This window comes from Gluconacetobacter aggeris (assembly GCF_014174395.1).
In the GTDB taxonomy this organism is placed as follows: Bacteria; Pseudomonadota; Alphaproteobacteria; order Acetobacterales; family Acetobacteraceae; genus Gluconacetobacter; species Gluconacetobacter aggeris.
In genome coordinates this window covers 12084-35892 of sequence record NZ_JABEQD010000004.1, presented here as the reverse complement: position 1 = coordinate 35892, position 23809 = coordinate 12084, and the positions used below count along the sequence as shown (strand labels likewise).

Genomic DNA, 23809 nt, shown 5'->3' with positions numbered 1-23809 from the left:
CCATGCCGTCAGATCGCTCCATACTCTTCAGAGACAGGCAGGAGGCCGGGCGGGCGCTGGGCGCGGCCCTTCTCCCCCTGGCCACCGCCCATCCCCTGGTTCTGGCGCTCCCGCGCGGCGGCGTGCCGGTCGCGTTCGAGGTCGCAAAGGCGCTGGATGCGGATATGGACCTGCTGTTCGTGCGCAAGATCGGCAGTCCGGGTCAGGAAGAATACGGTTTCGGCGCGGTCGTGGACGGCGCCGATCCACAAATCGTGCTCGATGAAGCCTATGTGCGGGTTTCGGGCATCAGCGCGGAAACGATCCGGGACATCGTGAACCGGCAATGTGCCGAAATCGACCGGCAACGTCGCCTGTATACGCCGGACCGGCAGCCGGTGCCGGTCACTGGCCGCGTCGTGATCGTGGTCGATGACGGGATCGCGACCGGCGGCACGATGCGGGCCGCCCTTCGCGCGCTGCGGAGAAATCACCCGGCCCGCCTGGTGCTGGCCGTACCCGTGGCGCCTGCCGACAGTATCGCGACACTCCGCCGCGAATGCGATCAGATCGTCTGCCTGCTGCAACCGCAATCGTTCTTTGCCGTGGGCGCCTATTATCAGGACTTCCCGCAGGTCGAGGATGCCGACATCATCCGGCTGCTCGCCCAGGCCCACGACCGCACCGGAACCGCCTGACAGGAGAAGCAAGCCGGCATTCCGATGCCATCTGATTTTCCATCAACCAAAATCATGAATTTTTCGAACCGCCCCTTGAGCATACCGCGTTCGGAACCAGCTCAGTCATACGCCCAACGCCCCAGGCGCTCCGGGCGCAATGCCTCAAGACGGGAAAAATGCAGCGAACAGGAGAATGATCATGGCAAGCCTCGAAAAAACGCAGGAAAAAACGGAAACGACAACAGGCGCGCCCGTAGCCCGCTCGCCTTCAGGCTCAGCACTGGATACGCTGCGATGGGAATTCGACCGTCTCTTCGACGATTTCCGCTCGACCGTATTGCGCCGTCCGGCAAGCCGCATCCCCGGTCTCGACCGTCTTTGGCCGCGCGAGGACGCATTCAATGTCGTTCCGGCGATCTCCGTGGTGGAAAAGGACGATGCCTATGACGTCGTCGCGGAATTGCCCGGCATAGACGAGAAGAATCTGGAAATTAAGCTTTCCGGAGGGGTCCTGAGCATTTGCGGCGAAAAATGCGAACAACGCGAGGACGAGCAAAAGAACTATCATTACTCGGAACGCCGCTTCGGCTCATTCATGAGGTCGTTGCCGATCCCCGAGGGCGTCGATACGACGAAGATCGACGCCACGTTCGATAATGGGCTCCTGACGATCACCATGCCCAAGACCCCCGAAGCCCAGAAGAACGAGCAGATCATCCCCGTCAAACATGCCTGACAGGGCAAGCCACGATGCGCGACCCGGCCTCCCCCACATCGCGGGACGACCGGGCCGCAGCCCTATCGGGACAGCGGAAGAGGCGATGCCGGACGGTTCTTGTCCCGCAGAATATGGATCGTCATGATCTCGCCTATATTCGCCCGGGAAATCAGGCCGATGAAACGTCCCTGCGCATCATTCACGCCGATCGCCGGCACCTGATTTTCCTCCAGCAGACGCAGCGCCTCATCCACCGTCTGGTAGGGGGGCAGGCAGGCAATATCGGGCACCATGACATCCGCGGCCATCGCGTCCGCCTTGCCGGCATGCATGGCCTGCAGGATGGTCGCGTGCGTCAGCAGGCCACGGAGCCTGCCCTGGCCATCCACAACCGGAAATTCCTGCTGTGGCGTATGAATCATCCTCAGCGCCGCCTCATCCATCCGGCTGTCGGGCGACAGCGTCTCCAGACGCGTGGTCATGACGTCAGCCACGATCATGCCATGCGCCAACTGCCGGAACAGCGCACCCTGCGCTTCGCCGGCGGCGCCCAGATAGACGAAAAGGGCAATGAACAGCAGCATCGGATTGCCCATCAGCCCCAGAAATCCAAACAGAAAGGCGATCCCCTGACCGACCGACGCGGCAAGCTGGGTCGCCCGCGCATAACCCATCCGATAGCCCAGCAAGGCCCGCAGAACCCGCCCGCCATCCATGGGAAAGGCCGGGATCAGGTTGAAGACGGCCAGAAACAGGTTGATGCTCGACAATCGGGGTATCAGCCCGACGCCCGGGTCCTGGAAATCGACACCGGACAGATGGGGCACGGTACGCGTGACCCCGAACAGGATCGCGGCGATCACGAGATTCACCGCCGGGCCCGCCAGGGCGATCGCCAGTTCCTGCGTCGGCTGTTCGGGAATGTGCGTCATCCGGGCGACCCCGCCGATGGGCAGGAGCGTTATGTCCGGCGTGCGCACGCCATACCGGCGCGCGACAAGCACATGGCCGAATTCATGCAGAACGACACAGGCGAACACGGCAAGAATGAGCAGAACGCCCTCAATCGCCGCCTGCATCCCGGATTGCATGCCATAGGCCGCACCAATCCAGACCAGAAAGAGCAGGAAGGTGACGTGAAGGCGAACGGTCGTACCGTAAAACCTGCCGATCGGGATGGACCAGGTCATACCATGCCCTCGATGCGCGACGCGTGCCGCACGCGCAGGGTTAACACGGGCGCGCGGCATAAGTTCGCCGGGGGGCCGCGCATGGGGCCGACACATCCCCCCGACCCGCCATCACAGAGTCCGGAGGCCTATTGTTCCCCCACCCGCCTGTCCGCATGTCTCGCAGGGCACGGGCCCGCTTTCATGAGGATCGAAGAAAATGACCGCCAGGCATGGTACTCTTATCGTCATCGCGGATGGGGAGCATGCCCGTTTCGTGCAACCGGCCGAAAATCATGCTCTGCATACCGTCGCATCCTTCGATGCGCTCACCGCCCATCAGCGAACGTCCGACCTGGGCGATGACGCACCGGGGGCCACGTACCACACCGGTTCGACCGCCCATCATGCCCTCAATCCACACCATGACCGCCACAGGCTGGAAATGGAGTCCTTCGGGAAGTTTGTCGCCAGACAGATCAACGAATGGGATCAGGCCTATGAAAAGCTTCTGGTCATCGCCCCATCGCACAGCAATGCCAGCATCACCAGCCACCTGAAACCGGAGACGAAGGCGAAGATCATCGGGGTCATCAGAAAAGATCTCACAAAAACGCCGGACAGCGCCCTGAAGGATCACATCGAATACATTGTCTGATTTGTCTTTATATCGTCGGAGAACATGACCCGGCCCGTTCTTCCGGCAGCCAATGCCCCCAAAACAACAAACCCCGCCACATGGGCGGGGTTCGTCGGCAATCCGGGCCGCCCCTTGCGGGGCGGCCATTCGTCCAATCCGGTCGAAATCAGGCCGACTTGGCCACGATCTCTTCGGCCACGTTGCGCGGCACCGGGTCGTAGTGATGGAACTGCATCGTGAAGGACGCACGGCCCTTCGTGATCGAACGCAGGTGCGAGATGTAGCCGAACATTTCCTTCAGCGGCACCAGCGCGCGGACCATGACGGTCGAGCCCGAGCTCTCCTGATTCTGGATCATGCCGCGACGACGGTTCAGGTCGCCCACCACGTCGCCGACATGGTCGTTCGGCGTCGTGATCTCGACATCCATGATCGGCTCCAGGATCACCGGGCCGGCCTTCTTCATGCCTTCGCGGAAGCAGGCCTTGGCGGCGATTTCGAACGCCAGCGCCGAGGAGTCGACGTCATGGTACTTGCCGTCCAGCAGCGTGAACTTGAAGTCCACGGTCGGGAAGCCCGCCAGCACGCCCGTGCTGGACTGCATGCGGATGCCCTTTTCGACCGCCGGAATATATTCCTTCGGCACGGTGCCGCCGACGACCTTGTTCTCGAACTGGATCTCCTCGTTCCGCTCCAGCGGCGCGAACTCGATCTTCACTTCGGCGAACTGGCCCGAACCACCCGACTGCTTCTTGTGGGTGTAGGTCTCGACATGCGTCTGGGTGATCGTCTCGCGATAGGCCACCTGCGGCGCGCCGATATTCGCGTCCACGCCATATTCGCGGCGCAGGCGGTCGATGATGATGTCCAGATGCAGCTCGCCCATGCCCGACAGGATGGTCTGGCCGGTTTCCTGGTCGGTCTTCAGACGCAGCGAGGGATCTTCACCCGCCAGCTTCTGCAGCGCCAGGGTCATCTTCTCGACCCCGTCCTTCGTCTTCGGCTCGACCGAAATGTCGATCACCGGCACCGGGAAGCTCATGCGCTCCAGCACCACCGGATCGGCCGGGTCGGCCAGCGTGTCACCCGTCTGCGTGTCCTTCAGGCCCACGAACGCGGCGATATCACCGGCGTGGACTTCCTTCACTTCCTGACGCTTGTCGGCGTGCATCTGGAAGATACGGCCGATACGCTCCTTGTGGTCCTTCGTGGTGTTCAGGACGCTGTCGCCCGAACGCAGCACGCCACGATAGACGCGCACGAAGGTCAGGGTGCCGTACTTGTCGTTGATGATCTTGAACGCCAGGCCGGCGAACTTGCCGTCCGGATCGACCGGGATGATCGGCAGCGCGTTCTCGTCGACATCCTCACCCTCGGGCGGCGCGATACGAATGCCCTCGACGTCGTCCGGCGCCGGCAGGTAGTCGATCACCGCGTCCAGCAGCGGCTGCACGCCCTTGTTCTTGAAGGCCGTGCCGCACAGCACGGGGCGGAATTCGCCAGAGATCGTGCCCTTCTTGATGCAGCGCTTCAGGGTGGCGACGTCGACTTCACCCTTCTCGAAATATTCTTCCATCGCCGCGTTGTCGACGGCCAGCGCCGTGTCCAGCAGCTCCTGGCGGGCCTCGTCGGCCTTTTCCTTCAACTCGGCCGGGATCTCGGCATAATGGAACTTCGCCCCCAGCTCGCCGCCTTCCCAGATGATCGCACGCATCTCGACCAGGTCGACGACACCGATGAAGTTTTCCTCGGTCCCGATCGGCAACTGCAGCGGGATCGCGACGATGTCCAGCTTCTCCTTCAGCGTGTCGAACGCGCGGTAGAAGTCGGCGCCGGTGCGGTCCAGCTTGTTGATGAAGATGATGCGCGGCACGTTGTAGCGGTCGGCCAGGCGCCAGTTCGTCTCGGACTGCGGCTGCACGCCGGCCACGCCCTCGATGATGAACACCGCACCGTCGAGCACGCGCAGCGAGCGGTTCACCTCGATGTTGAAGTCGATGTGGCCCGGGGTGTCGATGATGTTGATGCGGTGGTCGTTCCACTCGCAGGTCACGGCGGCCGAGGTGATCGTGATGCCGCGCTCACGCTCCTGGTCCATATAGTCGGTCGTGGTGTTGCCCTCGTGGACTTCACCGATCTTGTGCGACACGCCGGTGTAATACAGGATCCGCTCGGTGGTCGTGGTCTTGCCGGCATCGATATGCGCGGTGATGCCGATATTACGGATCAGTGAAAGATCGGACTTTTCAGACACGGGGGAACCTCCACAAAACAATTCAGGCGCGAACGGAACCTTTCCCCTCGCGCCTGTCGGAGCCGGAAGCCCCCCACCCCATCACCGGGGTCGAGGAAGATGCGGACCGGCTGAATAGACAGATGGCCCTGACATGCGTCAGGCACCTGAGACATGCAAGCCCGGCCCGACCGAAAAACCCGGCCGGACCGGCACAGGACCTTCAGGCTGCCGTCGCGGCCTTCTTTTCCTGGGCACGCAGGATGCGGCGCTTCAGCGCCTGCGCCTCGACGGGCAGCTTGCGGTTCGGCGTCGACAGCAGGAACGCGTCCAGGCCACCGTTATGCTCGACCGTGCGGATGCCGTTGGTGCTCAGGCGCAGGCGCACCGCGCTGCCCAGGATATCGGACAGCAGGGACGTCTCCTGCAGGTTCGGCAGGTAGCGGCGGCGGCTCTTGTTGTTGGCGTGGCTGACGTTATTTCCCGTCAGCACGCCCTTGCCCGTGATCTGGCAACGGCGAGACATGGTATCATCCTCGGATAACTGGGGCCGAGGCATAATGCCCGGCAACGATCGTCAAGATTAGGCGCGGCTTATGGCCAAGGTACCGCGCCCAGTCAAGCCGAAAGGCACGATTCGTGGCGTTTTCGCCCGAATCCCCTTCCGGCCCTTCCCCTTACTCGGGGCGCGCGACCTTGTCACGGTCGGGGTGCAGGTCGCCGGAACGCACGCTGTGGATGGCGTTTTCCAGCATCGCCAGCATCGTCCCCTGGTCCATGGTGCGCGACAGCAGGCCCAGCGAGCCGCCCAGCAGCGCCGACGCGATGGCGATCGGCGGCAGCTTCTCGCCCAGCATGTATTCGATGGCCTTGTCGACCACCGCCCCGCAATGGCTCAGTTCCTCGGGCACCGATCCGTCCTGGCCCAGCGCGGGTCCTTCGCCGTCCGTCTCCGCCATCTCATCCTCTCCCTCGTCATGCGCGTCTCAAGCCGCGCCTGTCACTGCGCCCCGGGGGACGCGGCCGGGCCGCACCGTGCCCCCGTTCAGGCCGGAAGACCAGCCCCCACCGCCGCGTGGCCGGCATCCTCGCCACGCTCCTCGGCCTGGGCGGCCCACATGCCGGCATAGAGTCCGTCGCGGGCCAGCAGGCTGCGATGGGTGCCGCGCTCCTTGATCACGCCATCCCCCATCACAAGGATTTCATCCGCGTCGATCACGGTGGAGAGCCGATGGGCGATGATCACGGTCGTCCGCTCCGCCGAAACCGTGCGCAGCGCCACCTGGATCTCCTGCTCGGTATGGGTGTCCAGCGCGCTGGTGGCCTCGTCCAGGATCAGGATGCGCGGATTCTTCAGGATGGTCCGGGCAATGGCCACGCGCTGCTTCTCGCCGCCCGACAGTTTCAGCCCCCGCTCGCCCACCCGGGTCGCATAGCCGTCCGGCAGGCTGACGATGAAATCATGGATCTGCGCCAGCCGCGCCGCATGCTCGATCTCGTCCTGCGACGCCCCGCGCCGGCCATAGGCGATATTGTAGCCGATCGTGTCGTTGAACAGCACCGTATCCTGCGGCACCACGCCGATCGCGGCCCGCAGCGCGGCCTGGTGATAGTCGCGCACGTCATGCCCGTCGACCACGACCCGCCCCGACGTCACGTCATAGAAGCGGAACAGCAGCCGGCTGATGGTCGATTTGCCAGCCCCGGTCGGGCCGACAATGGCCACCCGCCCGCCGGCCGGCACGCTGAAGCTGACATCGTGCAGGATCTCGCGATCGGCCCGATAGCCGAACCGCACATGCTCGAAGCGGATCGCCGCCGCCGGCGCCTCGTCCAGCCGCGCCGGCAGGCCGATGGCATCCGGCCGGTCCTTCACGTCGGGCGCCTCCTCCATCAGCCGGAACATCTGCTCCAGATCCACCAGCGAGGTACGCAGCGACGAATAGATGCTGCCGAGGAAATTGAGCGGCAGGTAGAGCTGCATCAGATAGGTGTTGACCAGCACGAACCGCCCCACCGTCAGGCGCCCCTGCCCCACATCATGCGCCGCCAGCAGCATCACCACCGTCAGCGTCACGGCGATGATCGCCGCCTGGCCGAAATTCAGCCCGTTGAGCGAAAGCTGGGTCTTGACCGCCGCGCGTTCGTAGCGGCTCTGCGTCTCTTCATACCGGCGGCTCTCATGCTCCTCATTGCCGAAATACTTGACCGTCTCGTAGTTCAGCAGACTGTCCAGCGCCTTCCAGCTCGCCTCGCTGTTGATCTCGTTCATCTCGCGGCGAATGCCGATCCGCCAGGAGGTGAAGCTGATCGTGAAGGCGACATAGGCGACGACAGCCAGCAGCATGATCGCCGCATAGCGCCAGTCGAACAGGCGCCAGATCACCACAATCACCATCAGCGCCTCGATCAGCGTCGGCACGATGTTGAACACGCCCACCCGCAGGATGGTCTCGATCGCCTCGGTTCCCCGCGCGATCGCCCGCGTCACGCCGCCAGACTGGCGGTCGAGGTGAAAGCGCAGCGACAGCGCATGCATGTGGCGGAAACTGCGCACCGCCGCCACGCTGCTGATATGAAAGCGCACCGGGGCGAACAGCGCATCGCGCCACTCCCCCATCCCCGCCGACATCAGCCGCAGCGTCCCGTATCCCACGATCAGCGCCATCGGCACCGTCATTTCATTCATGCCGCCGGAACCATCCGCGCCGCCGGGGGAACGATGCAGCGCATCGACCACCAGGCTGTAGACATAAGGCACGGCGATCGTCGCGATCTTGGCGGCGACCAGCAGCAGGCAGGCGCCCACCACCCGCGCACGGGTGCCGAAATCGTGACGAGGCCAGAGATAAGGCAGCAGGGCGCGCAGGGTCGCATGCACGGGGCGCTCCAGCGCGGCCCGGGCGGAGGATGAGGGCGGTGTCATGCCACTGGATGTGGCATGCGAGGACGAATTTGCAAACCGCCAGCCCCGCTCGCACCGCTGGCGCGGCAGGATTGTCACACTCTTTGCCACCCGGTATGCCATCCCCACGCACAAGGAGCAGACCGGCATGTCATCGGACGCCGCCCCCTTCATCCGGCATCTCGATTCCTGCAACACCGCGCGCCTGCCCGGCGACCGCACCCCCTTCCGCCTTGGGAATGCCCGGGCCGGCTGGATCGCGCCCGCCCTGGTGCCCGAGCTGGAACGGCGCGGCCTGCACCGGCAGGACGGCGCGCTGGTGCTGGACGACCCCACCCGGCTGGAAGGGCTGGGCGAGGCGCTGGCCGCCGACGGCGTCTACCGCTCCCACCACGAACTGTTCGACGTCGCCCCCACCGCGGAGGGGCCGCCCATCGCACGCATCGACCGGGGCGCCCTGCCCCTGTTCGGGCTGATCGCCCATGGCGTGCACATGAACGGGCTGGTCCGGCGCCCGGACGGGCTGCATCTGTGGGTGGGCCGCCGCGCCATGAACAAGCGCCTGGACCCGGGCAAGCTGGACCATCTGGTCGCCGGCGGCATTCCCGCCGGCCACACGCCCCGCCAGGCGCTGGAAAAGGAGGCGGCCGAGGAAGCCGGCATCGCCCCCGCCCTCATCGCCCGCGCCACGCCGACGGCCACCATCCGCTACGCCATGGAGCGGCCCGAAGGGCTGCGCCGCGACGTGCTGCATTGCTACGAGCTGGACCTGCCGCCCGATTTCAAGCCCGTCCCCACCGATGGCGAGGTCGAATTCTTCACGCTGATGCCCCTGCATGAAGCCTGGCGGATCGTGCGGGAAGGCGACGCGTTCAAGTTCAACGTCAATCTGGTGCTGATCGACCTGTTCCTCCGCCACGGGCTGATCGATCCCGACAGTCCGGATGGGCACCGCCTGCGCGCGGGACTGTCCGGGCTGGACAATCCGGCCTTCGCCTGATGCGGGCAGCGGCGGCAGGCCTTCTGGCGGCATCGCTCACGCTGGCCGCCTGCGCGCCGGCACCCCCTGACAGGCTGGCGACCGGCGCCCCGGCGTGCGCGCGATTCGGCGCCCGGCCGGGGATCGAAATCTCGCTGCTGTTCGGCCGGACCCGCCCTGACGGAAGCCCGGTCACCGATGCGCAATGGCACGATTTCCTGGCCCGGTCGGTCACGCCACGCTTTCCCGACGGGCTGAGCGTGTTCCAGGCCAGCGGCCAATGGCGGGACCGGACCAGCCAGCAGGTCACCTCCGAACCATCGCGCATCGTCTGGATTGCCGCCGAGGCCGATACCCCGGACCTCGCCGTCAGACTGGACGCCATCCGCGCGGAGTATCGCCGCGCCTTCCAGCAGCAATCCGTCGGACTGGTCATCCGCGCCGACTGCCAGGCTTTCTGAGAACCTGCCTGGACATGCGCGCTGGTGGCGATCCGGCGGGCCACATTTCCGGGCAGGTTCTGACGGTCCCGCGCGACGCCCGCCAGCGGCAATGCACCCGTCTGTCGCGTCCCCCTCTGTCCCTTCCACAGGCGGTCTTGTATGGTCGCGGCTGGTCCCGGCTTCCGGTCGGACAGCGATGGAGAGAGACGATGACCACCGCCCCGGTCGCCCGCAAGGAGCCCCAGACGATCACCCAGCTCGGCCGCGTGCGCGTGGACGAATATGGCTGGATGAAGGACGAGAACTGGCAGGCCGTGCTGCGCGACCCATCCCTGCTGCGCGCGGACATCGCCACCCACCTGCGGGCCGAAAACGCCTATACCGCCGCCATCCTGGCGCCGACCGAGGCCTTGCAGGCCACCATCGTCGCCGAGATGCGCGGCCGCATCCGCGAGGACGAAACCTATCCCGCCCTGCCGCACGGCCCCTGGCGCTATTACATGCGCTACAATACCGGCGCCCAGCACCCCATCCACGCCCGCCATCCGGCCGGGCGGCCGGATGAGGAGATCATCCTGCTCGATGTCGAGCGCGCGGCACAGGGCCACGATTATTTCGCCGTCGCCGCCGCGACGCACAGCCCCGACCACCGCCTGTTCGCCCATGCGGAAGACAATCAGGGCTCCGAAGTCTATCGCGTCATCATCCGCGACATCGCCAGCGGCGCGCCGGTCGGGCCGGCCATCGAAAGCTGCAGCGGCAATTTCGCCTTCTCGCCCGATGCGCAATACCTGTTCTGGACCTGGCGCGACGCGCACGGCCGTCCGACGCGGATCTATCGCCGCCGCATCGGCTCCGACGCGGACGTGCTGGTCTATCAGGAATCCGATCCGGGCTTCTTCATCGGGGTCGAGGCCAGCCGCTCCGGACGGTGGATCGTCATCTCCGCCAGCAACCAGGACACGTCCGAATCCTGGCTGATCCCCGGCGCACGCCCCGAGGCCGAACCCGCCTGCGTCGCGCCCCGCCGCAGCGGCGTCCTCTATACGCTCAGCCACTGGGGCGACCGGTTCGCGATCCTGACCAACGCCGACGGCGCGGTCGATTTCAAGCTGATGGAAACGCCCGACACCGCCCTGTCACGGGAAAACTGGCGCGACCTGGTGCCCCACGAGCCCGGCCGCTACATCACCGACTGCGTCGCCTTCGCCGGCCACCTGGTCTGGCGCGAGCGCCGCGATGCCAATACGGCACTGGTGATCCGCCCCACGGACGGCGTGGACCATGTGCTCTCCTCCGACGAGGACGCCTATGTGCTGTCCTTCTCGGGCTCCTACGAATACGACACGACCGAACTGCGCTACGTCTACCAGTCGCCGACCACGCCACGGCAATGGTACGCCTACGACATGCACAGCCGGAGCCGCCACCTGCTGAAAAGCCAGGAGATCCCGTCGGGCCATGATCCCGCGCAGTATCGAAGCTGGCGCCTGACCGCCACCGCCCCCGACGGCACCGAAATCCCCATTACCGTGCTGGGGCGACACGACACGGCGCTGGACAGCGCCGCCCCGCTGCTGCTCTACGGCTATGGCTCCTATGGCCATGCGATCGAGCCCACCTTCTCCACCGGTGTCTTCAGCCTGGTGGACCGGGGCTGGTTCTACGCCATCGCCCATGTGCGGGGCGGGTCGGAGAAAGGCTGGAACTGGTTCCTCGGCGGACGCGGGCGCAACAAGCCCAACAGCTTCACCGATTTCATCGCCTGCGCCGAACATCTGGTCGCCACCGGCTTCACCCGCGCCGGGCGGATCGTCGGCGACGGCCGCTCGGCCGGCGGCATGGTCATGGGCGCGATCGCCAACATGCGCCCCGACCTGTTCGCCGGCATCGTGGCGGTGGTACCCTTCGTGGACGAACTGAACACCATGTCGGACACCAGCCTGCCCCTGACACCGCCGGAATGGCCGGAATGGGGCAATCCGCTGGAGGACCCGGAAGCCTATGACCTGATCGCCGGCTACGCCGCCTACGAACAGGTGGGCCCGCGCCCCTACCCCGCCATCCTGGCCATCGGCGGCCTGTCGGACCCGCGCGTGACCTATTGGGAGCCGGCCAAATGGGTGGCCCGCCTGCGGGACCATACCCTTTCTCCCCGCCCCATCATGCTGCGCATCAATATGGAAGCCGGCCATGGCGGCGCGTCGGGCCGCTTCGACGCGCTGAAGGAGGCCGCCCTGATTCAGGCCTTCGCCATCTGGGCAGCGGATGGCACGAAGCTGCCGTGACGCCCGAGCAAAGGATCATGATGACGGACCACGCCAGCCCCGCGATCGTCCCCCCCATGGACCGGTCGCCGTTCCGCCAGATGCGCGAACGCCACAAGGTGCAGCGCATCGCCCGCGGGCTGCTGGCCACATCCTTCGTTGCCCTGGGGCTCTATACGGTCCGGGGGTTCCTGCCGTCGCTGATCTGGGGCGTCATCTTCGCCATCGCGGCATGGCCGCCCTATGTCACCATCCGCGATCGCTGGAAGTTCCGGCCCGGCGGCATCACCCTGCCGCTACTGTTCACCACCGCAATCGCCCTCATCTTCCTGATCCCGATGGGCCTGTTCGCGCTGGAGGCCGGGCGCGAGGCCCAGGGCGTCCTGAACTGGGCCGACATCGCGCGCCATTCGGGCGTGCCGGTGCCGGGCTGGCTCCGCCGCCTGCCCGCCGGCGCCTCGGCCATCACCAACTGGTGGCAGCAGCATCTGCAGGACCCGGAGGATGTCTCGGAACTGCTGCATTCGTTCAATATCGGACGCAGCGTGCGCATGACGCAGCAGGTGGGGACGCAGGTCTTCCATCGCGGCCTGCTGTTCATCTTCACCATCCTCACCCTGTTCTTCCTGCTGAAGGATGGCGACGTGGTGACCCGCCAATGCCTGGTGGTCTCGCGCCGGGCCTTCGGCAAGCGGGGCGAGACCATCGCCGAGCAGATCGTGGCCTCGATCCACGGCACGGTCGCCGGGCTGGTGCTGGTGGGTCTGGGCGAAGGCGCGCTGATGGGCGTCGCCTACCTGATCGCCGGCGCCCAGCACCCGTTCCTGTTCGGCGTCTTCACCGCCGTGGCGGCCATGATCCCGTTCTGCGCCGTCATCGCCGTCACGCTGGTCGCGCTGGCCCTGCTGGTCAAAGGGACGGTCATCGCCGCCCTCGTCATCTTCTGCCTGGGCATGGCCGTCATCTTCTTCGCCGACCATTTCGTCCGGCCCGCGCTGATCGGCGGATCGACCCAGATGCCCTTCCTGTGGGTCCTGGTCAGCATTCTGGGCGGGGTGGAGAGCTGGAGCCTGCTGGGCCTGTTCATCGGGCCCGCCATCATGTCGGTCCTGCACCTGATCTGGCGCAACTGGACGCGCGACCGCATCCAGGACCCCACGCGCGCCGAGCGCGAGGAGATCGACGACCTGCCGGACCCAAGCCTGGGCTGAACCGGCCGGCGCCAAGCCGGCGTAAATCGGCCCCGCGCCATCTATCCATCGATTTTACAAAGGGAAATGGTCGCAGACGGGAATATCGGGCAGGCGGGATTCGAACCCACGACCCCCAGTCCCCCAGACTGATGCGCTACCAGGCTGCGCTACTGCCCGTCCGTCTGCGACGACACGCCGTGTAGCAGCGCGCGCCATACTCCGCAACCCATGAGTGCCACCAATCTGGCACCAAATCCGGTTCAGACCGGAATCAGCCGCCTCAGGGCCTGCAATTCCACCAGAATCCCGCGCAGACTGTCCTTCAGGATCAGGTTCTCGCGATGGATTCGCTCGATCTCCGAAGAGTCTGCGGCCGTTTCCTCAACCGGAATCGCAGGAGCCGGCTCAGCCGATTCGGCCTCCGCCGTCACGACCACGACCGATTCGACCACGCTTTCCACCACAATGCCGGCATCCACCGGCTCCACCGCCACAGGCGCGGCGTCAGCTACCGGCTCCCCGGCGGCGACCGGCGAATCGTGAGGCACCAGATCAAGCTCTTCCGCCGCCTCGGCGGGCGTCGCGCCATAGGGTGCACCGCCGTCTCCGCCCTCGCGCAGCATGCGCTGCACCCCCTTGATCGTGTAGCCCTGCACATAGAGCAGGTCCGAGATCCGGCGCAGCAATTCGATATCGTCAGGACGATAATAGCGCCTGCCACCGCCCCGCTTCAGCGGGCGAACCTGGCTGAACCGCGTCTCCCAGAAGCGCAGCACATGCTGCGGCACATGCAGCTCGTCCGCCACTTCGCTGATGGTGCGGAACGCATGGGGCGCCTTCTTCAGGCGGCCGGCACCGGCCGCGTCATCGAGCACGTGGGGATCGGCCCCCTCGCCGGGCTCCGGCATGCCGGAATCCGGCCACTCCTCCTGCCCGGTGCCGAGAATGCTCATTCACCGTCATCCTCGATGCCATCGACCTGCCGGCCATTCACGCGCGCCCGCAGAAGCTGGCTGGGGCGGAAGACCAGGACCGATCGCGGCAGGATCGGCACTTCCACGCCCGTCTTCGGATTACGGCCGGTCCGGCGCCCCTTCTGGCGGACGGAGAACGTCCCGAATCCGCTGATTTTGACGGTATTCCCGCCCTCAAGTTCCTTCGCGACGCGCTCGAGCACATGTTCGAGAAGGTCGGCCGACTCATTACGGGAGAGTCCGACCTGACTATAAATATGCTCTGCCAGACTGGCGCGGGTCACGGTGCTCATGCCGCAAAACTATGGCATGCGACGAGGACGCGTCAATTCAATGCGTTAAGCCGCACTATTTTTTCACGTTCGGTGCCCGGCAAGCCATCATAGGGGCCCCCTCCCCGATAGCGTGGGGGCCGTGGAGGCAGACCGGGAAACGCGCGCCGGATCGCCGCCGGCACGCATTCCCGGCCAGCCTCCTAGATCCGCGCCAGAGCCGATCCCCAGGTCAGGCCGCCACCCAGCGCTTCCATCAGCACCAGGTCGCCCTTGCGGATGCGCCCGTCGCGCACGGCCTCGTTCATCGCCAGCGGGATCGACGCCGCCGAGGTATTGGCATGCTTGTCGACCGTCACCACCACGCGCTCGGGCGGCAGTTCCAGCTTGCGGGCGACAGCCTCGATAATCCGCAGATTGGCCTGATGCGGCACCAGCCACGACACGTCGGCATAGGCCAGGCCATTGGCCTGCAGCACCTCGTCCACCGAGGATGACAGCTTGGCCACCGCGTGGCGGAACACGTCGCGCCCCTGCATGCGCAGGAAACCGGACTGCTCCCGCAGCCCCACCGCGCCATCGACATAGAGCAGGTCGCCCGTCGTGCCGTCCGAATGCAGATGCGTGGACAGAATGCCGGCCGGCTGCGCGGCATCCCCGGCCTTCAGCAGCACCGCGCCCGCGCCGTCGCCGAACAGCACGCAGGTGCCGCGATCCGACCAGTCGAGAATGCGCGAATAGACTTCGCTGCCGATCACCAGGACCGAATCCGTCTGGCCGCTGCGGATCAGCGAGTCGGCCACGGTCAGCGCATAGATAAAGCCCGAACACGCCGCCGCGATATCGAAGCCGAAGCCGCCGCGCATTCCCAGCTCGGCCTGCACCCGGACAGCAGTGGCTGGAAAGGCCTGGTCCGGCGTACTGGTCGCAACGATGACGGCACCGACATCCGCCGCCGCCATGCCGGCATAATCCAGCGCCTGCCTCGCGGCGGCCGCCGCCATGCTGACGGCAGTATCCTGCGGCCCGGCAATATGACGCTGGCCGATCCCGGTACGGGCCCGGATCCATTCATCCGAAGTCTCGAGGCGAGCCGCCAGCTCGTCATTGGTCACGATCCGGTCCGGCAGATACCCGCCAAACCCGACCATCAGCGAACGTCTCGCCATCATTCCCATCATTCCAAGCCCGGCCCTCGCCCCCCGATGGAGACACACCGCCCCGGCGGGGCGGGTCAGCTTACGGCTGCGACCGCCGGCTGTTCCTTTTCCATGCCCGGCCGCATGACGGACAGCGTCTCCAATCGGGAGATCTGGTCCCTTATGCTCTCGTTGAACCGGTGCGACACCATATCCATGGCAACATCCACCGCCGATGCAAAGCCTTCGGCGTCAGTCCCGCCATGCGATTTGACCACGACACCATTGAGGCCGACGAATACCGCGCCATTATACCGGCGCGGGTCCAGCCATTCGCGCATGCGCTCCAGTCCCGGACGCACCAGCAGGTAGCCCAGCTTGGCCAGCAGGCCCGAGCGGAAGACCTGGCGCAGCAGGACGAACGCCATCTTCAGCGCGCCCTCGCCGGTCTTCAGCGCGACATTGCCGGTAAAACCGTCGGTCACCACCACATCGGTGGTGCCGGCGGTGATGTCATGTCCTTCGACGAAGCCATGGAACTGCGCCGCCAGGGGGCTGTTGCGCAGGATCTCGGCTGCCTGGCGCAGCTTTTCGTCGCCCTTCACCTCTTCGGACCCGACATTCAGCAGGCCGATGGTCGGCGCGGGCAGGCCCAGCACCGCCTTGGCGAAGGCTTCGCCCATCACCGCGAATTCGACGAGGTTGCGCGCGTCGCAGGCGACATTGGCGCCCAGGTCCAGCATCACGACATCGCCCTTCAGCGTCGGGCTGATGGCCGCCATCGCAGGACGGGAGACACCGGGAAGGGTCTTGATGACAATCTTGGCCAGCGCCAGCATCGCGCCGCTGTTGCCGGCCGATACCACGCCCAGGGCCTCGCCCTGCGCCACGGCATCCATTGCCAGCCGCATCGACGAATCCCGCACGCGCAGCGCGGCCGTCGGCTTCATGTCCATGGGGATGGCACTGCCGGCAGGCCGCACCGTGCAGATCGCGGCGGCCTTGGGGTGGCGGGCCAGCGTCTCGGCCAGACGGCGCTCGTCCCCGATCAGCAGAACCCGTGTGCCGGGGTGCCTGTCGGCAGCAATCGCCAGGCCGGCCACCACAACTTCCGGACCGCCGTCCCCCCCCATGCCGTCAATCGCCAGCGTGAAGGGCTCTGCCCCGGAAAAAGAGGAACCTGTCTCGCTCATGCCTGCCTTCTGCCGGGTGAACACCAAATTCGCAAGGCCGTCACGGGATCGTGTCGCAGGAAAGCGCGGCCCGCCACCCGGCGGGCCACGCTATCGCATCCGCACGGCCATGCGCCGCGGGTCAGGCCCGGACGGCGGTCTTCAGCGTCTTGCCAGCCGCAACGACCTCACGGCCGTCATAATGGCCGCAATGGCTGCAAACATGATGCGGGCGCTTCAGTTCGCCGCAATTCGCGCATTCGGCATATGCCTGCACGCTCAGCGCCTCGTGGCTGCGGCGCATGCCGCGACGGGACGGCGAGGTTTTTCTTTTGGGTACAGCCATGGGCCCGGGCCCCTCCGATCTGAGATCTTAACCGGGCCCGGCTGGAACCCGATCAGTTATCGATAATGAGGGGGCGCCTCTAGCAGGAAGAAAGCGAACTCGCAAGATATCTTCTCATCGCGGTACCCCCGGCACGCACCTTGATGCCTCCGTTATGCATTGCCCCTGCGCAGTGCGGCCAGCCCGGCGAAAGGGGACGGACGCCCCTCTTCCGCCTCTTCCGCCGCCTCGGGACTCGCGGGCGGCACGTCCACATGCCCGATCTCGTCGGGCAGCATGGCCCCCGGGCTGCGCGGATAGGGATCGAGCGCCAGCGACAGCTCCTCCGCCGTCAGTTCGCCCAGGTCGATCGTATCGTTCTCATAGGGGATCTCGTCCACCGCCTCGGGGTCCAGTTCCTCATCCTCGCGAAACCGCTCGGCGGGCACCAGGCGGGCGATGACCTCCGTGGTCAGCACGCTCACGAACGGCTCGGCCGTCAGCACGCATACCTGCTCCACCTCGGCCGCCAGCCAGCCTTCGGCCAGCACCTCCTCCCGCCGGCCCACCGTCAGGCGATAGCGGCAGGACAGTGCGTGGATGGCCGGCAGCCCGAAACGGCGGGCCAGGGCCGCGCGCTCCGCCGCATCGGCCTCGATCTCCATCTCGCGACCCGCCGCGCCGATTCGCCCAACCGCGAGCTTGCGGGAAAATTCCGTCTTCATCCTGTCCTGCTCCCGCATCCTGTCCTGCTGCCGCCCCGGTGGCGGCCCGGTAATCCGCGCGCCCGATGCCGATAATGCTTCCTGTATGGCGATGAAGAATTGACTTCGCCACCCCAATCGGGCACCGGACGGAAGAGTTTTTCCCGGATCAGGACGCCCCACAGGCCATGCGGTCATCTTCGGACACGACCATCCGCCCGATCGGGCGTCTTCTTCCTTGCGCGGTCGTGGGACTGGGCCTGCTGCTATCCGGCTGCTCGATCTTCTCGCCCCGGCCGAGCCAGCGCGGCTCGCTGATCGAGCCCGACGATTACAAGCAGCTCAAGCCCGGCGTCAGCACCCGCGCCGAAGCGATGGACCTGCTGGGCTCGCCCACCACCCATGCGACGTTCGACGACAACACATGGATCTACATCTCCATGCGAACGGTGCCGGCGCCTCTGGATTTTCCGGCCGTCCGCTCGCAGGACGTCGTGGTGCTGAGCTTCGACGACAAGGGCGTGCTGCGCACGCTGCAGACCCTGGACAAGAGCAACGCGCGCTTCACCAGCATGGCGCCCGGTGCAACCCCGACCCCGGGCACCAAGATCAATGTCCTGCAGCAGATCCTGGGCAATGTCGGCCGCTACAACCCGCTGAGCAACATGAACAGCACATTCGGCGGCAGCAGCGGGCCGATGAGTTCCAACAGCGGTCCGGGTCATGCCGGCTCGGGTAACACCCTCCCCTAAAAATCTGCCTGCAAAGCCGGCCTGCCGGCGATCCGACGCGCATTTCCCGCGCGTCGGTGTCCACGGCCGTCACGGCCGCTCCGCTCGATCAGCGTCTGACCGACCTTACGCCGGCAGCACGATCCGGACCTGCAGGCCGCCAAGGCGGCTCCGCCGCAGGGCGATGTCACCGCCATGGGCGCGCACGATATCGCGCGCGATGGTCAGGCCCAGCCCGGTCCCACCGTCCTGCCCGCTCTCGAACGGGCGGAAGACCGCCTCCATCCTGTCGCGCGGGATGCCCGGCCCGTCATCATCGACGCAGATCACCACACCACGCTCGTCCTGGCTGGCACTCAGGGCCACGCGTGCCCCATGCCGCCGCGCATTCTGCAGCAGATTGTCCAGCACGCGGCGGATCGCACCCGGCCGCAGGACAGCCTCGATCGCCTCGGGCACCGAAACGGAGAGGATCGTCCCGCCCGCCCGGCGAAAGGCGGATGCCACCTCGTCCAGCATCTGGCCGATATCGACCCCGACCGGCGTCTCCGCCCCCTCGCCCCGGGCGAAGGACAGATAGCTTTCGATCATGCCCTCCATTTCCGCGATGTCGCCGACCATGTCGGTCACCTCGGCCTGAAACTGCGCGGCATCTATGGAGCCCTGCGGCGGGATCATCGCCAGCGACAGGCGCAGGCGGGTCAGCGGCGTCCGCAGATCGTGCGACACGCCGGCCAGCACCGCCGTGCGCTGCGCCACGAAACGGAAGATACGCTCCTGCATGCGGTTGAACGCGACCGCCGCCTTGCGCACCTCCTGCGCGCCCTCGGGCCGGATGGGCCCGATATCGCGCCCCAGGCCGAACAGCTCCGCCGCCCGGGCCAGGCGGCGGATCGCGCGGATCTGGTTGCGCATGAACAGGCTGGCGATCGTGAACAGCAGGAACGTGCTCCCTACCGCCCAGGCCACGAACAGCCAGATGGGCGCCACGGCCAGCCGCTTGCGCGGCGCGCCGACATCCAGCACGCCGTCGGGCATCTGGATACGAATATGTACGGTCTGCGGATCGCCGATCCAGTCGACATGGAACGGCCGGCCGATCGAATTGTCCAGCGCATAGGCCAGGTCGTCATCCATGGGGCCCAGCACATGGGTCGACCCGGTGCGCGCCAGGCGCTGTCCGGGGTCCCAATCCATGTCCAACTGGGTGCGCACCCGGGCCTGGTTCATGATCCAGGCCCTGTCCCCCGGCGCCTGATAGCGTTTCAGCAGGTCCAGGGTCAGGACGATATCCGCCGCGACACTGCCCGACATGCGGCGCGACACGACCTTGAGGTAATTGCCGTAGAACAGCTCCAGCGAAATCCCCTGCGTGACCAGGAGCGGGATCAGCACGATCAGCAGCATCCGCCCAAGCAGCGAGCGCGGCAGGACCCGGCGCACCGGCCGATCCATCCGGCGATACAGCCCCGCCATGGAGCGGGACCGTCCCGCCTGCCGCGGCCTGTCATCCACCGCCATGGATGGCCTCCTTCCCGCCTGCCCTCACATGCCCGGCTTCAGCACATATCCCTTGCCGCGGACGGTCTGGAGAAAACGCGGCTCGCGCGGGTCGGGCTCGATCCGGCGGCGCAGGCGCGTCACCTGCACGTCCACCGCGCGTTCGCCGATTTCCTCCATGTCCAGCAGGCGGGCGATCTCGTCCCGGCCCAGCACTTCATTGGGGCGGCGCGCCAGCGCGCTCAGCAGCGCGACCTCTCCACCCGTCAGGTGCACGCTGCCTTCCGGGCCGGACAGCAGGCCGCGCGCCGGGTCGAATTCCAGGCCGCCCAGCCGCACCACCCGCAGATTGTCCGACGGCGCGGGCGGCGCGAAACGCCGCAGATGCGCCTTCAGCCGCAGCAGCAATTCGCGCGGCTCGAACGGCTTGCCCAGATAATCGTCGGCCCCCGCCTCCAGCCCCGTGATCCGGTCTTCGGGCTCGCCGCGCGCGGTCAGCAGCAGAATCGGCAAATCCTGCCCCTCCTGCCGCAGGGCACGGGTCAGCGCCAGCCCGTTCTCGCCGGGCATCGTCACGTCCAGCACCATCGCGTCGGGCTGCATGAAGCCCAGCACCTGTCGCGCCTCGGCGGCCGACGAAGCCGCACTGATACGAAACCCATGCTCGGTCAGGTAGCGTTGCAACAGACGCCGCAGGCGCGGATCGTCATCTACCACCAGAATATGCGCTCCCGCCACCGATCCGTCCCGCCCGTCAAGTCCCATCATCGTCCGTCCCGGCTTATGCTCCGCCACGATGCGCCCGCTCCGCCGCCGCAGCCACGTCCTCGAGTATCAGGCGCGTCCGATCGTCCATAAGCCCCTGCACGACCCGGCGAAACCCATCGATCGCCGAAGCCCCCACGTCGCGATACACACCCATCAGTTTTTCCCGCTGCAGGTCGAAAAGCTGCCGCTCCACCGCCGCCCCGTTCTCCGTCAGCGACAGCAGGCGCAGCCGTCGGTCCCGCCGCCCCACTTCCTGCACCACATAGCCCCGCAACTGCAGGTCGGTCAGCGCGCGCCCGAGGCTCTGCTTGGTGATGCCCAGCAGATCGATCAGCGCGCCGACGGCAATACCCGGGTGATGGCCGACGAGCTGCAGGATGCGATGATGGGCCCGCCCCAGGCCCAGCGTCTCCAGCACCGGATCGACCACTCCGCCGAAATCCCGCCACGCCAGCATCATCAGCTCCTGCGCCTGCCGCATTTCCTCCTCGCGCAGGAACAGCAGGCCGGCGCCCGCGGCATGGCGCCGGCCCGGCGCCTTCTGTTCGCTCACGCGGCCTGGGTCCGTCCGGGCCGCAGCCGCGCCAGCAGGGCCTGCTTCGCCCGGCCCAGGCGCACGACCCCGGCCAGCCGCCGGTCCAGGAAATCCGCTACCGCCTCGCTGTCATCCCCCCGCGCCAGCCAGAACAGCAGCACCTGGCCGTAGATCGTGCCCAGGCTCATCCGCTTGGTCTGCCGGGTCATGCCGGTCGCATGGTCCCCCGCGGCTTCCCAGATCGCATCGACCGTCCGGCCCATGACCCGGGCCAGCAGGCCCGCATGGCCCGGAGCGAGCAGCACGGCAAGCGCCCGGCGCACCGCATCGCGATCCGGCGCGATCACCCCCAGCCGCAACAGGATGACCGCGCGCACCCGCCGCCCCAGGCGCGGCTCGTCCAGCCCCCGCGCGGCATCGATCATGATCCGATCGCCAAGATCGCACCAGGCTTCGACCAGTTCGGCCGACCCGCCGGGAAACAGCAGGTCGGCATCCGGACCGGCGACATCCCGCAGGACATCCAGTCCCCATCCGCGCGCGCCCGCCACCGCGCCCAGGCGGCTCACCGCCTCATCCCGCGCCAGGCTGCGCTCCGGCCGTCCCGGCCGCCCGCAGCCGACAGCGCATCCGGCCAGCCGGCCCGCCAGCGTCGCGATAGCGCCTATCCCGTTCATCCCCGCACCCCGTAGCGCCCGATTTCCTCGTCGAATCCCATCTGGCCCAGATCCTTCATCCGCATCGGGTACAGGATGCCGTCCAGATGATCGTATTCATGTTGTAACACGTTGGCCAGAAAACCGGTCGCCACGCCCTGCACCGGCCGGCCGGCCCGGTCCACGCCCGAATAGGCGACACGCAGATGGCGCGGCACCATGCCCCGCAGGCCGGGAATCGACAGGCAGCCCTCGGGCCGCAGCACCATCTCGTCACCGACCGGCCGCAGCACCGGGTTGATCAGCACACTGGCCTCGCGCGGCGGGTCGTCCTCCCCCGCACTGCGCTCGGCCGGCACCCGATAGACGAACAGCCGCTGCGAGACATGGACCTGCGGCGCCGCCAGGCCGGCGCCGCGCGCATCTTCCATCGTCTCGATCATGTCGTCGATCAGCCGGCCGATCTCCGGCGCAGTGGGGTCCGGCACGTCGTCCGCGCGACGCAGCAGGACGGGATGGCCCATCCGGGCGATCTTGAGCAAGGTCACGGTCTCTGCCTATCCTCCGTCCAGCCTCATCACGGCCCGGAATCCTCACGGAATCATCCACCCCCGCGCCTGGCGCGAGGCGGACCTGTAAAATAGTCCGCCCCCGCCCCACAGGAAACGGGCGGAATGATTTGTATTTCGCGCAAGGCCCATGTTATAGCTCCGCGCCATTCGGGAATCGCATGCAGGGCCGGGCCTTGGGCGGTTATCCCATCCATGGTTTTCGTGGTTAACCCCAAGGCAGCCACAAACAGGAGTTAGCGACCAAGTGCAGGTTCTCGTTCGCGACAATAATGTCGACCAGGCTCTCAAGGCACTCAAGAAGAAGATGCAGCGTGAAGGCATCTTCCGCGAGATGAAGCTGCGTCGCCACTACGAAAAGCCCTCCGAGCGCAAGGCGCGCGAGGCTGCCGAGGCCGTGCGCCGCGCCCGCAAGATGGAGCGCAAGCGCCTGGAGCGCGAAGGGTTCTGATCCGCCATCAGGCGTCGATCCCCGCAGGAAAGCCGGTTTCCCCTCGGGAAGCCGGCTTTTTTCATGCCTGATTCAGATGCGGCTCCTCCTCGCCCCCGTCAGCTCGGATCGTCCGGCGGCATCGGCGCATCGAGCAGCCGCAGAAGCTCCTCCGGGATGGGCTCGTCCGCTACCGATCCCGCCATCCTGGAGAGTGCGTCCTTCAACCATGCCGCCAGCACGATCTCTTCTCCCGATCGCCTGGTCCCGGCCGGCCGCTTGCCGCTCCGCTCCCCCCGGATCTCCTTCCATTGCAGATGCTCGACCTGGTTGCGCACCCGTAGCCAGAACTCGAGATCGTCGATCAGATTGTCCTCAAGACAGCGCGCGATATGGCGCCGGACTGCGCCGAGGGCGTTTTCGCCATAGACCCGCACCATGGCCGACGCCATCGCCTGAGCCGTCATAACCGATTCGCCTGGTTCGTCCTGCACCACGTGGCCATCCCGATCCGCATGCGTTCCGCAACGACAGCGTAACGGCAAGGGCACACCTCCCCGACCGCTCCTGGCGTCGGGCGGGTAGAAACGTGTTCCAGAAGGGCGAAAAGCACGCCCTGCCTATCTCCATGACGATAAACAGCACGACCCGTTCACCGCTGGACATGGTCCGGGTGTTATATTCGGCAGGCCATCCGACAGGGATGGCCACCCCTTTTGGAAAAAGCGTTGCTACACGCCATTCTCACGATATCACGCGGGTTTTTCCGGCGCCACCCTGAAGGGTGATCACCCCTGGCGTGCAAGCACCTGCTCCGAAAGCAACTTT

Annotated in this window: 26 protein-coding genes and 1 tRNA gene; 9 read left to right on the top strand and 18 right to left on the bottom strand. The window is 66.5% G+C overall.

Annotated features, from left to right (window positions below; all coding sequences use genetic code 11):
• Positions 1-2 precede the first annotated feature (2 nt).
• Together HLH36_RS07525 and HLH36_RS07520 are read left to right on the top strand one after the other, a co-directional pair.
• Positions 3-677 carry a phosphoribosyltransferase gene (locus tag HLH36_RS07525; protein WP_182985802.1) on the top strand — a complete coding sequence of 225 codons (675 nt, stop codon included), beginning with the start codon at positions 3-5 and terminating at the stop codon, positions 675-677.
• Positions 678-858: 181 nt separating this feature from the next.
• Positions 859-1395: an Hsp20/alpha crystallin family protein gene (locus HLH36_RS07520; protein ID WP_182985801.1), complete on the top strand. Its 537-nt coding sequence runs from the start codon at positions 859-861 to the stop codon at positions 1393-1395.
• Between the two features lie 62 nt (positions 1396-1457).
• Here HLH36_RS07520 and HLH36_RS07515 read toward each other — a convergent pair whose 3' ends face one another.
• Positions 1458-2567, bottom strand: coding sequence for a site-2 protease family protein (locus tag HLH36_RS07515; RefSeq protein WP_182985800.1), 1110 nt, complete (start codon positions 2565-2567; stop codon positions 1458-1460).
• 199 nt (positions 2568-2766) lie between these two features.
• On the opposite strand from HLH36_RS07515, the gene HLH36_RS07510 reads away from it, so the two are divergent.
• Positions 2767-3204 carry a host attachment protein gene (locus HLH36_RS07510; RefSeq protein ID WP_182985799.1) on the top strand — a complete coding sequence of 146 codons (438 nt, stop codon included), beginning with the start codon at positions 2767-2769 and terminating at the stop codon, positions 3202-3204.
• 148 nt (positions 3205-3352) lie between these two features.
• On the opposite strand, the gene fusA is transcribed toward HLH36_RS07510, so the two are convergent.
• The 4 genes from fusA to HLH36_RS07490 form a co-directional block, all read right to left on the bottom strand.
• Positions 3353-5440: an elongation factor G gene (gene fusA, locus HLH36_RS07505; protein WP_182985798.1), complete on the bottom strand. Its 2088-nt coding sequence runs from the start codon at positions 5438-5440 to the stop codon at positions 3353-3355.
• 202 nt (positions 5441-5642) lie between these two features.
• Positions 5643-5945, bottom strand: coding sequence for a 50S ribosomal protein L28 (rpmB, locus tag HLH36_RS07500; RefSeq protein WP_182974127.1), 303 nt, complete (start codon positions 5943-5945; stop codon positions 5643-5645).
• A gap of 151 nt (positions 5946-6096) precedes the next feature.
• Entirely contained in the window at positions 6097-6378 is a 282-nt protein-coding gene (locus tag HLH36_RS07495) for a hypothetical protein (protein ID WP_182985797.1), read from the bottom strand.
• Positions 6379-6464: 86 nt separating this feature from the next.
• On the bottom strand, positions 6465-8345 hold the full coding sequence (locus HLH36_RS07490; RefSeq protein ID WP_182985796.1) for an ABCB family ABC transporter ATP-binding protein/permease: 1881 nt from the start codon (positions 8343-8345) through the stop codon (positions 6465-6467).
• A 127-nt stretch (positions 8346-8472) separates the two neighbouring features.
• Here HLH36_RS07490 and HLH36_RS07485 point away from each other — a divergent pair, with 127 nt between their 5' ends.
• The 4 genes from HLH36_RS07485 to HLH36_RS07470 all read left to right on the top strand — a co-directional run bounded on the left by HLH36_RS07485 (position 8473) and on the right by HLH36_RS07470 (position 13224).
• Entirely contained in the window at positions 8473-9324 is an 852-nt protein-coding gene (locus HLH36_RS07485; protein ID WP_182986016.1) for an NUDIX hydrolase, read from the top strand.
• Positions 9324-9764, top strand: coding sequence for a DUF3574 domain-containing protein (locus HLH36_RS07480; RefSeq protein WP_182985795.1), 441 nt, complete (start codon positions 9324-9326; stop codon positions 9762-9764). Before HLH36_RS07485 ends, HLH36_RS07480 begins: the two co-directional genes overlap by 1 nt.
• A 191-nt stretch (positions 9765-9955) precedes the next feature.
• A complete protein-coding gene (locus HLH36_RS07475) occupies positions 9956-12034 on the top strand; it encodes a S9 family peptidase (RefSeq protein WP_182985794.1) in 2079 nt (692 codons plus the stop codon).
• A gap of 20 nt (positions 12035-12054) precedes the next feature.
• Positions 12055-13224 carry an AI-2E family transporter gene (locus HLH36_RS07470; protein ID WP_182986015.1) on the top strand — a complete coding sequence of 390 codons (1170 nt, stop codon included), beginning with the start codon at positions 12055-12057 and terminating at the stop codon, positions 13222-13224.
• An 85-nt stretch (positions 13225-13309) separates the two neighbouring features.
• On the opposite strand, the gene HLH36_RS07465 is transcribed toward HLH36_RS07470, so the two are convergent.
• The 7 genes from HLH36_RS07465 to HLH36_RS07435 all read right to left on the bottom strand — a co-directional run bounded on the left by HLH36_RS07465 (position 13310) and on the right by HLH36_RS07435 (position 17813).
• Positions 13310-13383 (bottom strand) — tRNA-Pro (locus HLH36_RS07465).
• Positions 13384-13466: 83 nt separating this feature from the next.
• Positions 13467-14159 carry a MerR family transcriptional regulator gene (locus HLH36_RS07460; protein WP_182985793.1) on the bottom strand — a complete coding sequence of 231 codons (693 nt, stop codon included), beginning with the start codon at positions 14157-14159 and terminating at the stop codon, positions 13467-13469.
• Complete coding sequence (locus HLH36_RS07455) at positions 14156-14473, bottom strand: integration host factor subunit alpha (protein WP_182966490.1); 318 nt, start codon at positions 14471-14473, stop codon at positions 14156-14158. Before HLH36_RS07455 ends, HLH36_RS07460 begins: the two co-directional genes overlap by 4 nt.
• A 182-nt stretch (positions 14474-14655) precedes the next feature.
• A complete protein-coding gene (locus HLH36_RS07450; RefSeq protein WP_182985792.1) occupies positions 14656-15624 on the bottom strand; it encodes a beta-ketoacyl-ACP synthase III in 969 nt (322 codons plus the stop codon).
• A 62-nt stretch (positions 15625-15686) separates the two neighbouring features.
• The gene (gene plsX / locus HLH36_RS07445) at positions 15687-16784 is read right to left on the bottom strand and encodes a phosphate acyltransferase PlsX (RefSeq protein ID WP_182985791.1); all 1098 of its coding nucleotides are present in this window, start codon (positions 16782-16784) and stop codon (positions 15687-15689) included.
• 121 nt (positions 16785-16905) lie between these two features.
• A complete protein-coding gene (gene rpmF, locus HLH36_RS07440; protein ID WP_182985790.1) occupies positions 16906-17109 on the bottom strand; it encodes a 50S ribosomal protein L32 in 204 nt (67 codons plus the stop codon).
• 152 nt (positions 17110-17261) lie between these two features.
• Positions 17262-17813: a YceD family protein gene (locus HLH36_RS07435; RefSeq protein ID WP_182985789.1), complete on the bottom strand. Its 552-nt coding sequence runs from the start codon at positions 17811-17813 to the stop codon at positions 17262-17264.
• A 167-nt stretch (positions 17814-17980) separates the two neighbouring features.
• Here HLH36_RS07435 and HLH36_RS07430 point away from each other — a divergent pair, with 167 nt between their 5' ends.
• A complete protein-coding gene (locus tag HLH36_RS07430) occupies positions 17981-18544 on the top strand; it encodes an outer membrane protein assembly factor BamE (protein WP_182985788.1) in 564 nt (187 codons plus the stop codon).
• A gap of 105 nt (positions 18545-18649) precedes the next feature.
• On the opposite strand, the gene HLH36_RS07425 is transcribed toward HLH36_RS07430, so the two are convergent.
• The 5 genes from HLH36_RS07425 to def are packed head-to-tail and all read right to left on the bottom strand — an operon-like array spanning position 18650 to position 22530.
• Positions 18650-20044 (bottom strand): ATP-binding protein, encoded by a 1395-nt coding sequence (locus tag HLH36_RS07425; protein ID WP_408871858.1) that lies wholly within the window; start codon positions 20042-20044, stop codon positions 18650-18652.
• Between the two features lie 24 nt (positions 20045-20068).
• Positions 20069-20791, bottom strand: coding sequence for a response regulator (locus HLH36_RS07420; protein WP_408871857.1), 723 nt, complete (start codon positions 20789-20791; stop codon positions 20069-20071).
• Between the two features lie 13 nt (positions 20792-20804).
• Positions 20805-21344: a MarR family transcriptional regulator gene (locus tag HLH36_RS07415; protein ID WP_182985787.1), complete on the bottom strand. Its 540-nt coding sequence runs from the start codon at positions 21342-21344 to the stop codon at positions 20805-20807.
• The gene (locus tag HLH36_RS07410) at positions 21341-22003 is read right to left on the bottom strand and encodes a ubiquinone biosynthesis protein COQ9 (RefSeq protein ID WP_182985786.1); all 663 of its coding nucleotides are present in this window, start codon (positions 22001-22003) and stop codon (positions 21341-21343) included. The genes HLH36_RS07415 and HLH36_RS07410 overlap by 4 nt, the downstream gene beginning before the upstream one ends.
• Positions 22000-22530 carry a peptide deformylase gene (gene def / locus HLH36_RS07405; RefSeq protein ID WP_182985785.1) on the bottom strand — a complete coding sequence of 177 codons (531 nt, stop codon included), beginning with the start codon at positions 22528-22530 and terminating at the stop codon, positions 22000-22002. Before def ends, HLH36_RS07410 begins: the two co-directional genes overlap by 4 nt.
• Before the next feature lie 268 nt (positions 22531-22798).
• On the opposite strand from def, the gene rpsU reads away from it, so the two are divergent.
• A complete protein-coding gene (rpsU, locus tag HLH36_RS07400) occupies positions 22799-23002 on the top strand; it encodes a 30S ribosomal protein S21 (RefSeq protein WP_010506446.1) in 204 nt (67 codons plus the stop codon).
• Positions 23003-23100: 98 nt separating this feature from the next.
• Here the strand turns inward: rpsU and HLH36_RS07395 are convergent, their stop codons facing one another.
• Entirely contained in the window at positions 23101-23478 is a 378-nt protein-coding gene (locus tag HLH36_RS07395; RefSeq protein WP_182985784.1) for a hypothetical protein, read from the bottom strand.
• Positions 23479-23809 lie beyond the last annotated feature (331 nt).

Bases quoted from the DNA above. Each gene is read 5' to 3' on its own strand.
- HLH36_RS07525 (WP_182985802.1), top strand. From the start codon at position 3: ATGCCGTCAGATCGCTCCATACTCTTCAGAGACAGGCAGGAGGCCGGG.
- HLH36_RS07520 (WP_182985801.1), top strand. From the start codon at position 859: ATGGCAAGCCTCGAAAAAACGCAGGAAAAAACGGAAACGACAACAGGC.
- HLH36_RS07515 (WP_182985800.1), bottom strand. From the start codon at position 2,567: ATGACCTGGTCCATCCCGATCGGCAGGTTTTACGGTACGACCGTTCGC.
- HLH36_RS07510 (WP_182985799.1), top strand. From the start codon at position 2,767: ATGACCGCCAGGCATGGTACTCTTATCGTCATCGCGGATGGGGAGCAT.
- rpmB (WP_182974127.1), bottom strand. From the start codon at position 5,945: ATGTCTCGCCGTTGCCAGATCACGGGCAAGGGCGTGCTGACGGGAAAT.
- HLH36_RS07495 (WP_182985797.1), bottom strand. From the start codon at position 6,378: ATGGCGGAGACGGACGGCGAAGGACCCGCGCTGGGCCAGGACGGATCG.
- HLH36_RS07490 (WP_182985796.1), bottom strand. From the start codon at position 8,345: ATGACACCGCCCTCATCCTCCGCCCGGGCCGCGCTGGAGCGCCCCGTG.
- HLH36_RS07485 (WP_182986016.1), top strand. From the start codon at position 8,473: ATGTCATCGGACGCCGCCCCCTTCATCCGGCATCTCGATTCCTGCAAC.
- HLH36_RS07480 (WP_182985795.1), top strand. From the start codon at position 9,324: ATGCGGGCAGCGGCGGCAGGCCTTCTGGCGGCATCGCTCACGCTGGCC.
- HLH36_RS07475 (WP_182985794.1), top strand. From the start codon at position 9,956: ATGACCACCGCCCCGGTCGCCCGCAAGGAGCCCCAGACGATCACCCAG.
- HLH36_RS07470 (WP_182986015.1), top strand. From the start codon at position 12,055: ATGACGGACCACGCCAGCCCCGCGATCGTCCCCCCCATGGACCGGTCG.
- HLH36_RS07460 (WP_182985793.1), bottom strand. From the start codon at position 14,159: ATGAGCATTCTCGGCACCGGGCAGGAGGAGTGGCCGGATTCCGGCATG.
- HLH36_RS07455 (WP_182966490.1), bottom strand. From the start codon at position 14,473: ATGAGCACCGTGACCCGCGCCAGTCTGGCAGAGCATATTTATAGTCAG.
- HLH36_RS07450 (WP_182985792.1), bottom strand. From the start codon at position 15,624: ATGATGGCGAGACGTTCGCTGATGGTCGGGTTTGGCGGGTATCTGCCG.
- plsX (WP_182985791.1), bottom strand. From the start codon at position 16,784: ATGAGCGAGACAGGTTCCTCTTTTTCCGGGGCAGAGCCCTTCACGCTG.
- rpmF (WP_182985790.1), bottom strand. From the start codon at position 17,109: ATGGCTGTACCCAAAAGAAAAACCTCGCCGTCCCGTCGCGGCATGCGC.
- HLH36_RS07435 (WP_182985789.1), bottom strand. From the start codon at position 17,813: ATGAAGACGGAATTTTCCCGCAAGCTCGCGGTTGGGCGAATCGGCGCG.
- HLH36_RS07430 (WP_182985788.1), top strand. From the start codon at position 17,981: ATGCGGTCATCTTCGGACACGACCATCCGCCCGATCGGGCGTCTTCTT.
- HLH36_RS07425 (WP_408871858.1), bottom strand. From the start codon at position 20,044: ATGGCGGTGGATGACAGGCCGCGGCAGGCGGGACGGTCCCGCTCCATG.
- HLH36_RS07420 (WP_408871857.1), bottom strand. From the start codon at position 20,791: ATGATGGGACTTGACGGGCGGGACGGATCGGTGGCGGGAGCGCATATT.
- HLH36_RS07410 (WP_182985786.1), bottom strand. From the start codon at position 22,003: ATGAACGGGATAGGCGCTATCGCGACGCTGGCGGGCCGGCTGGCCGGA.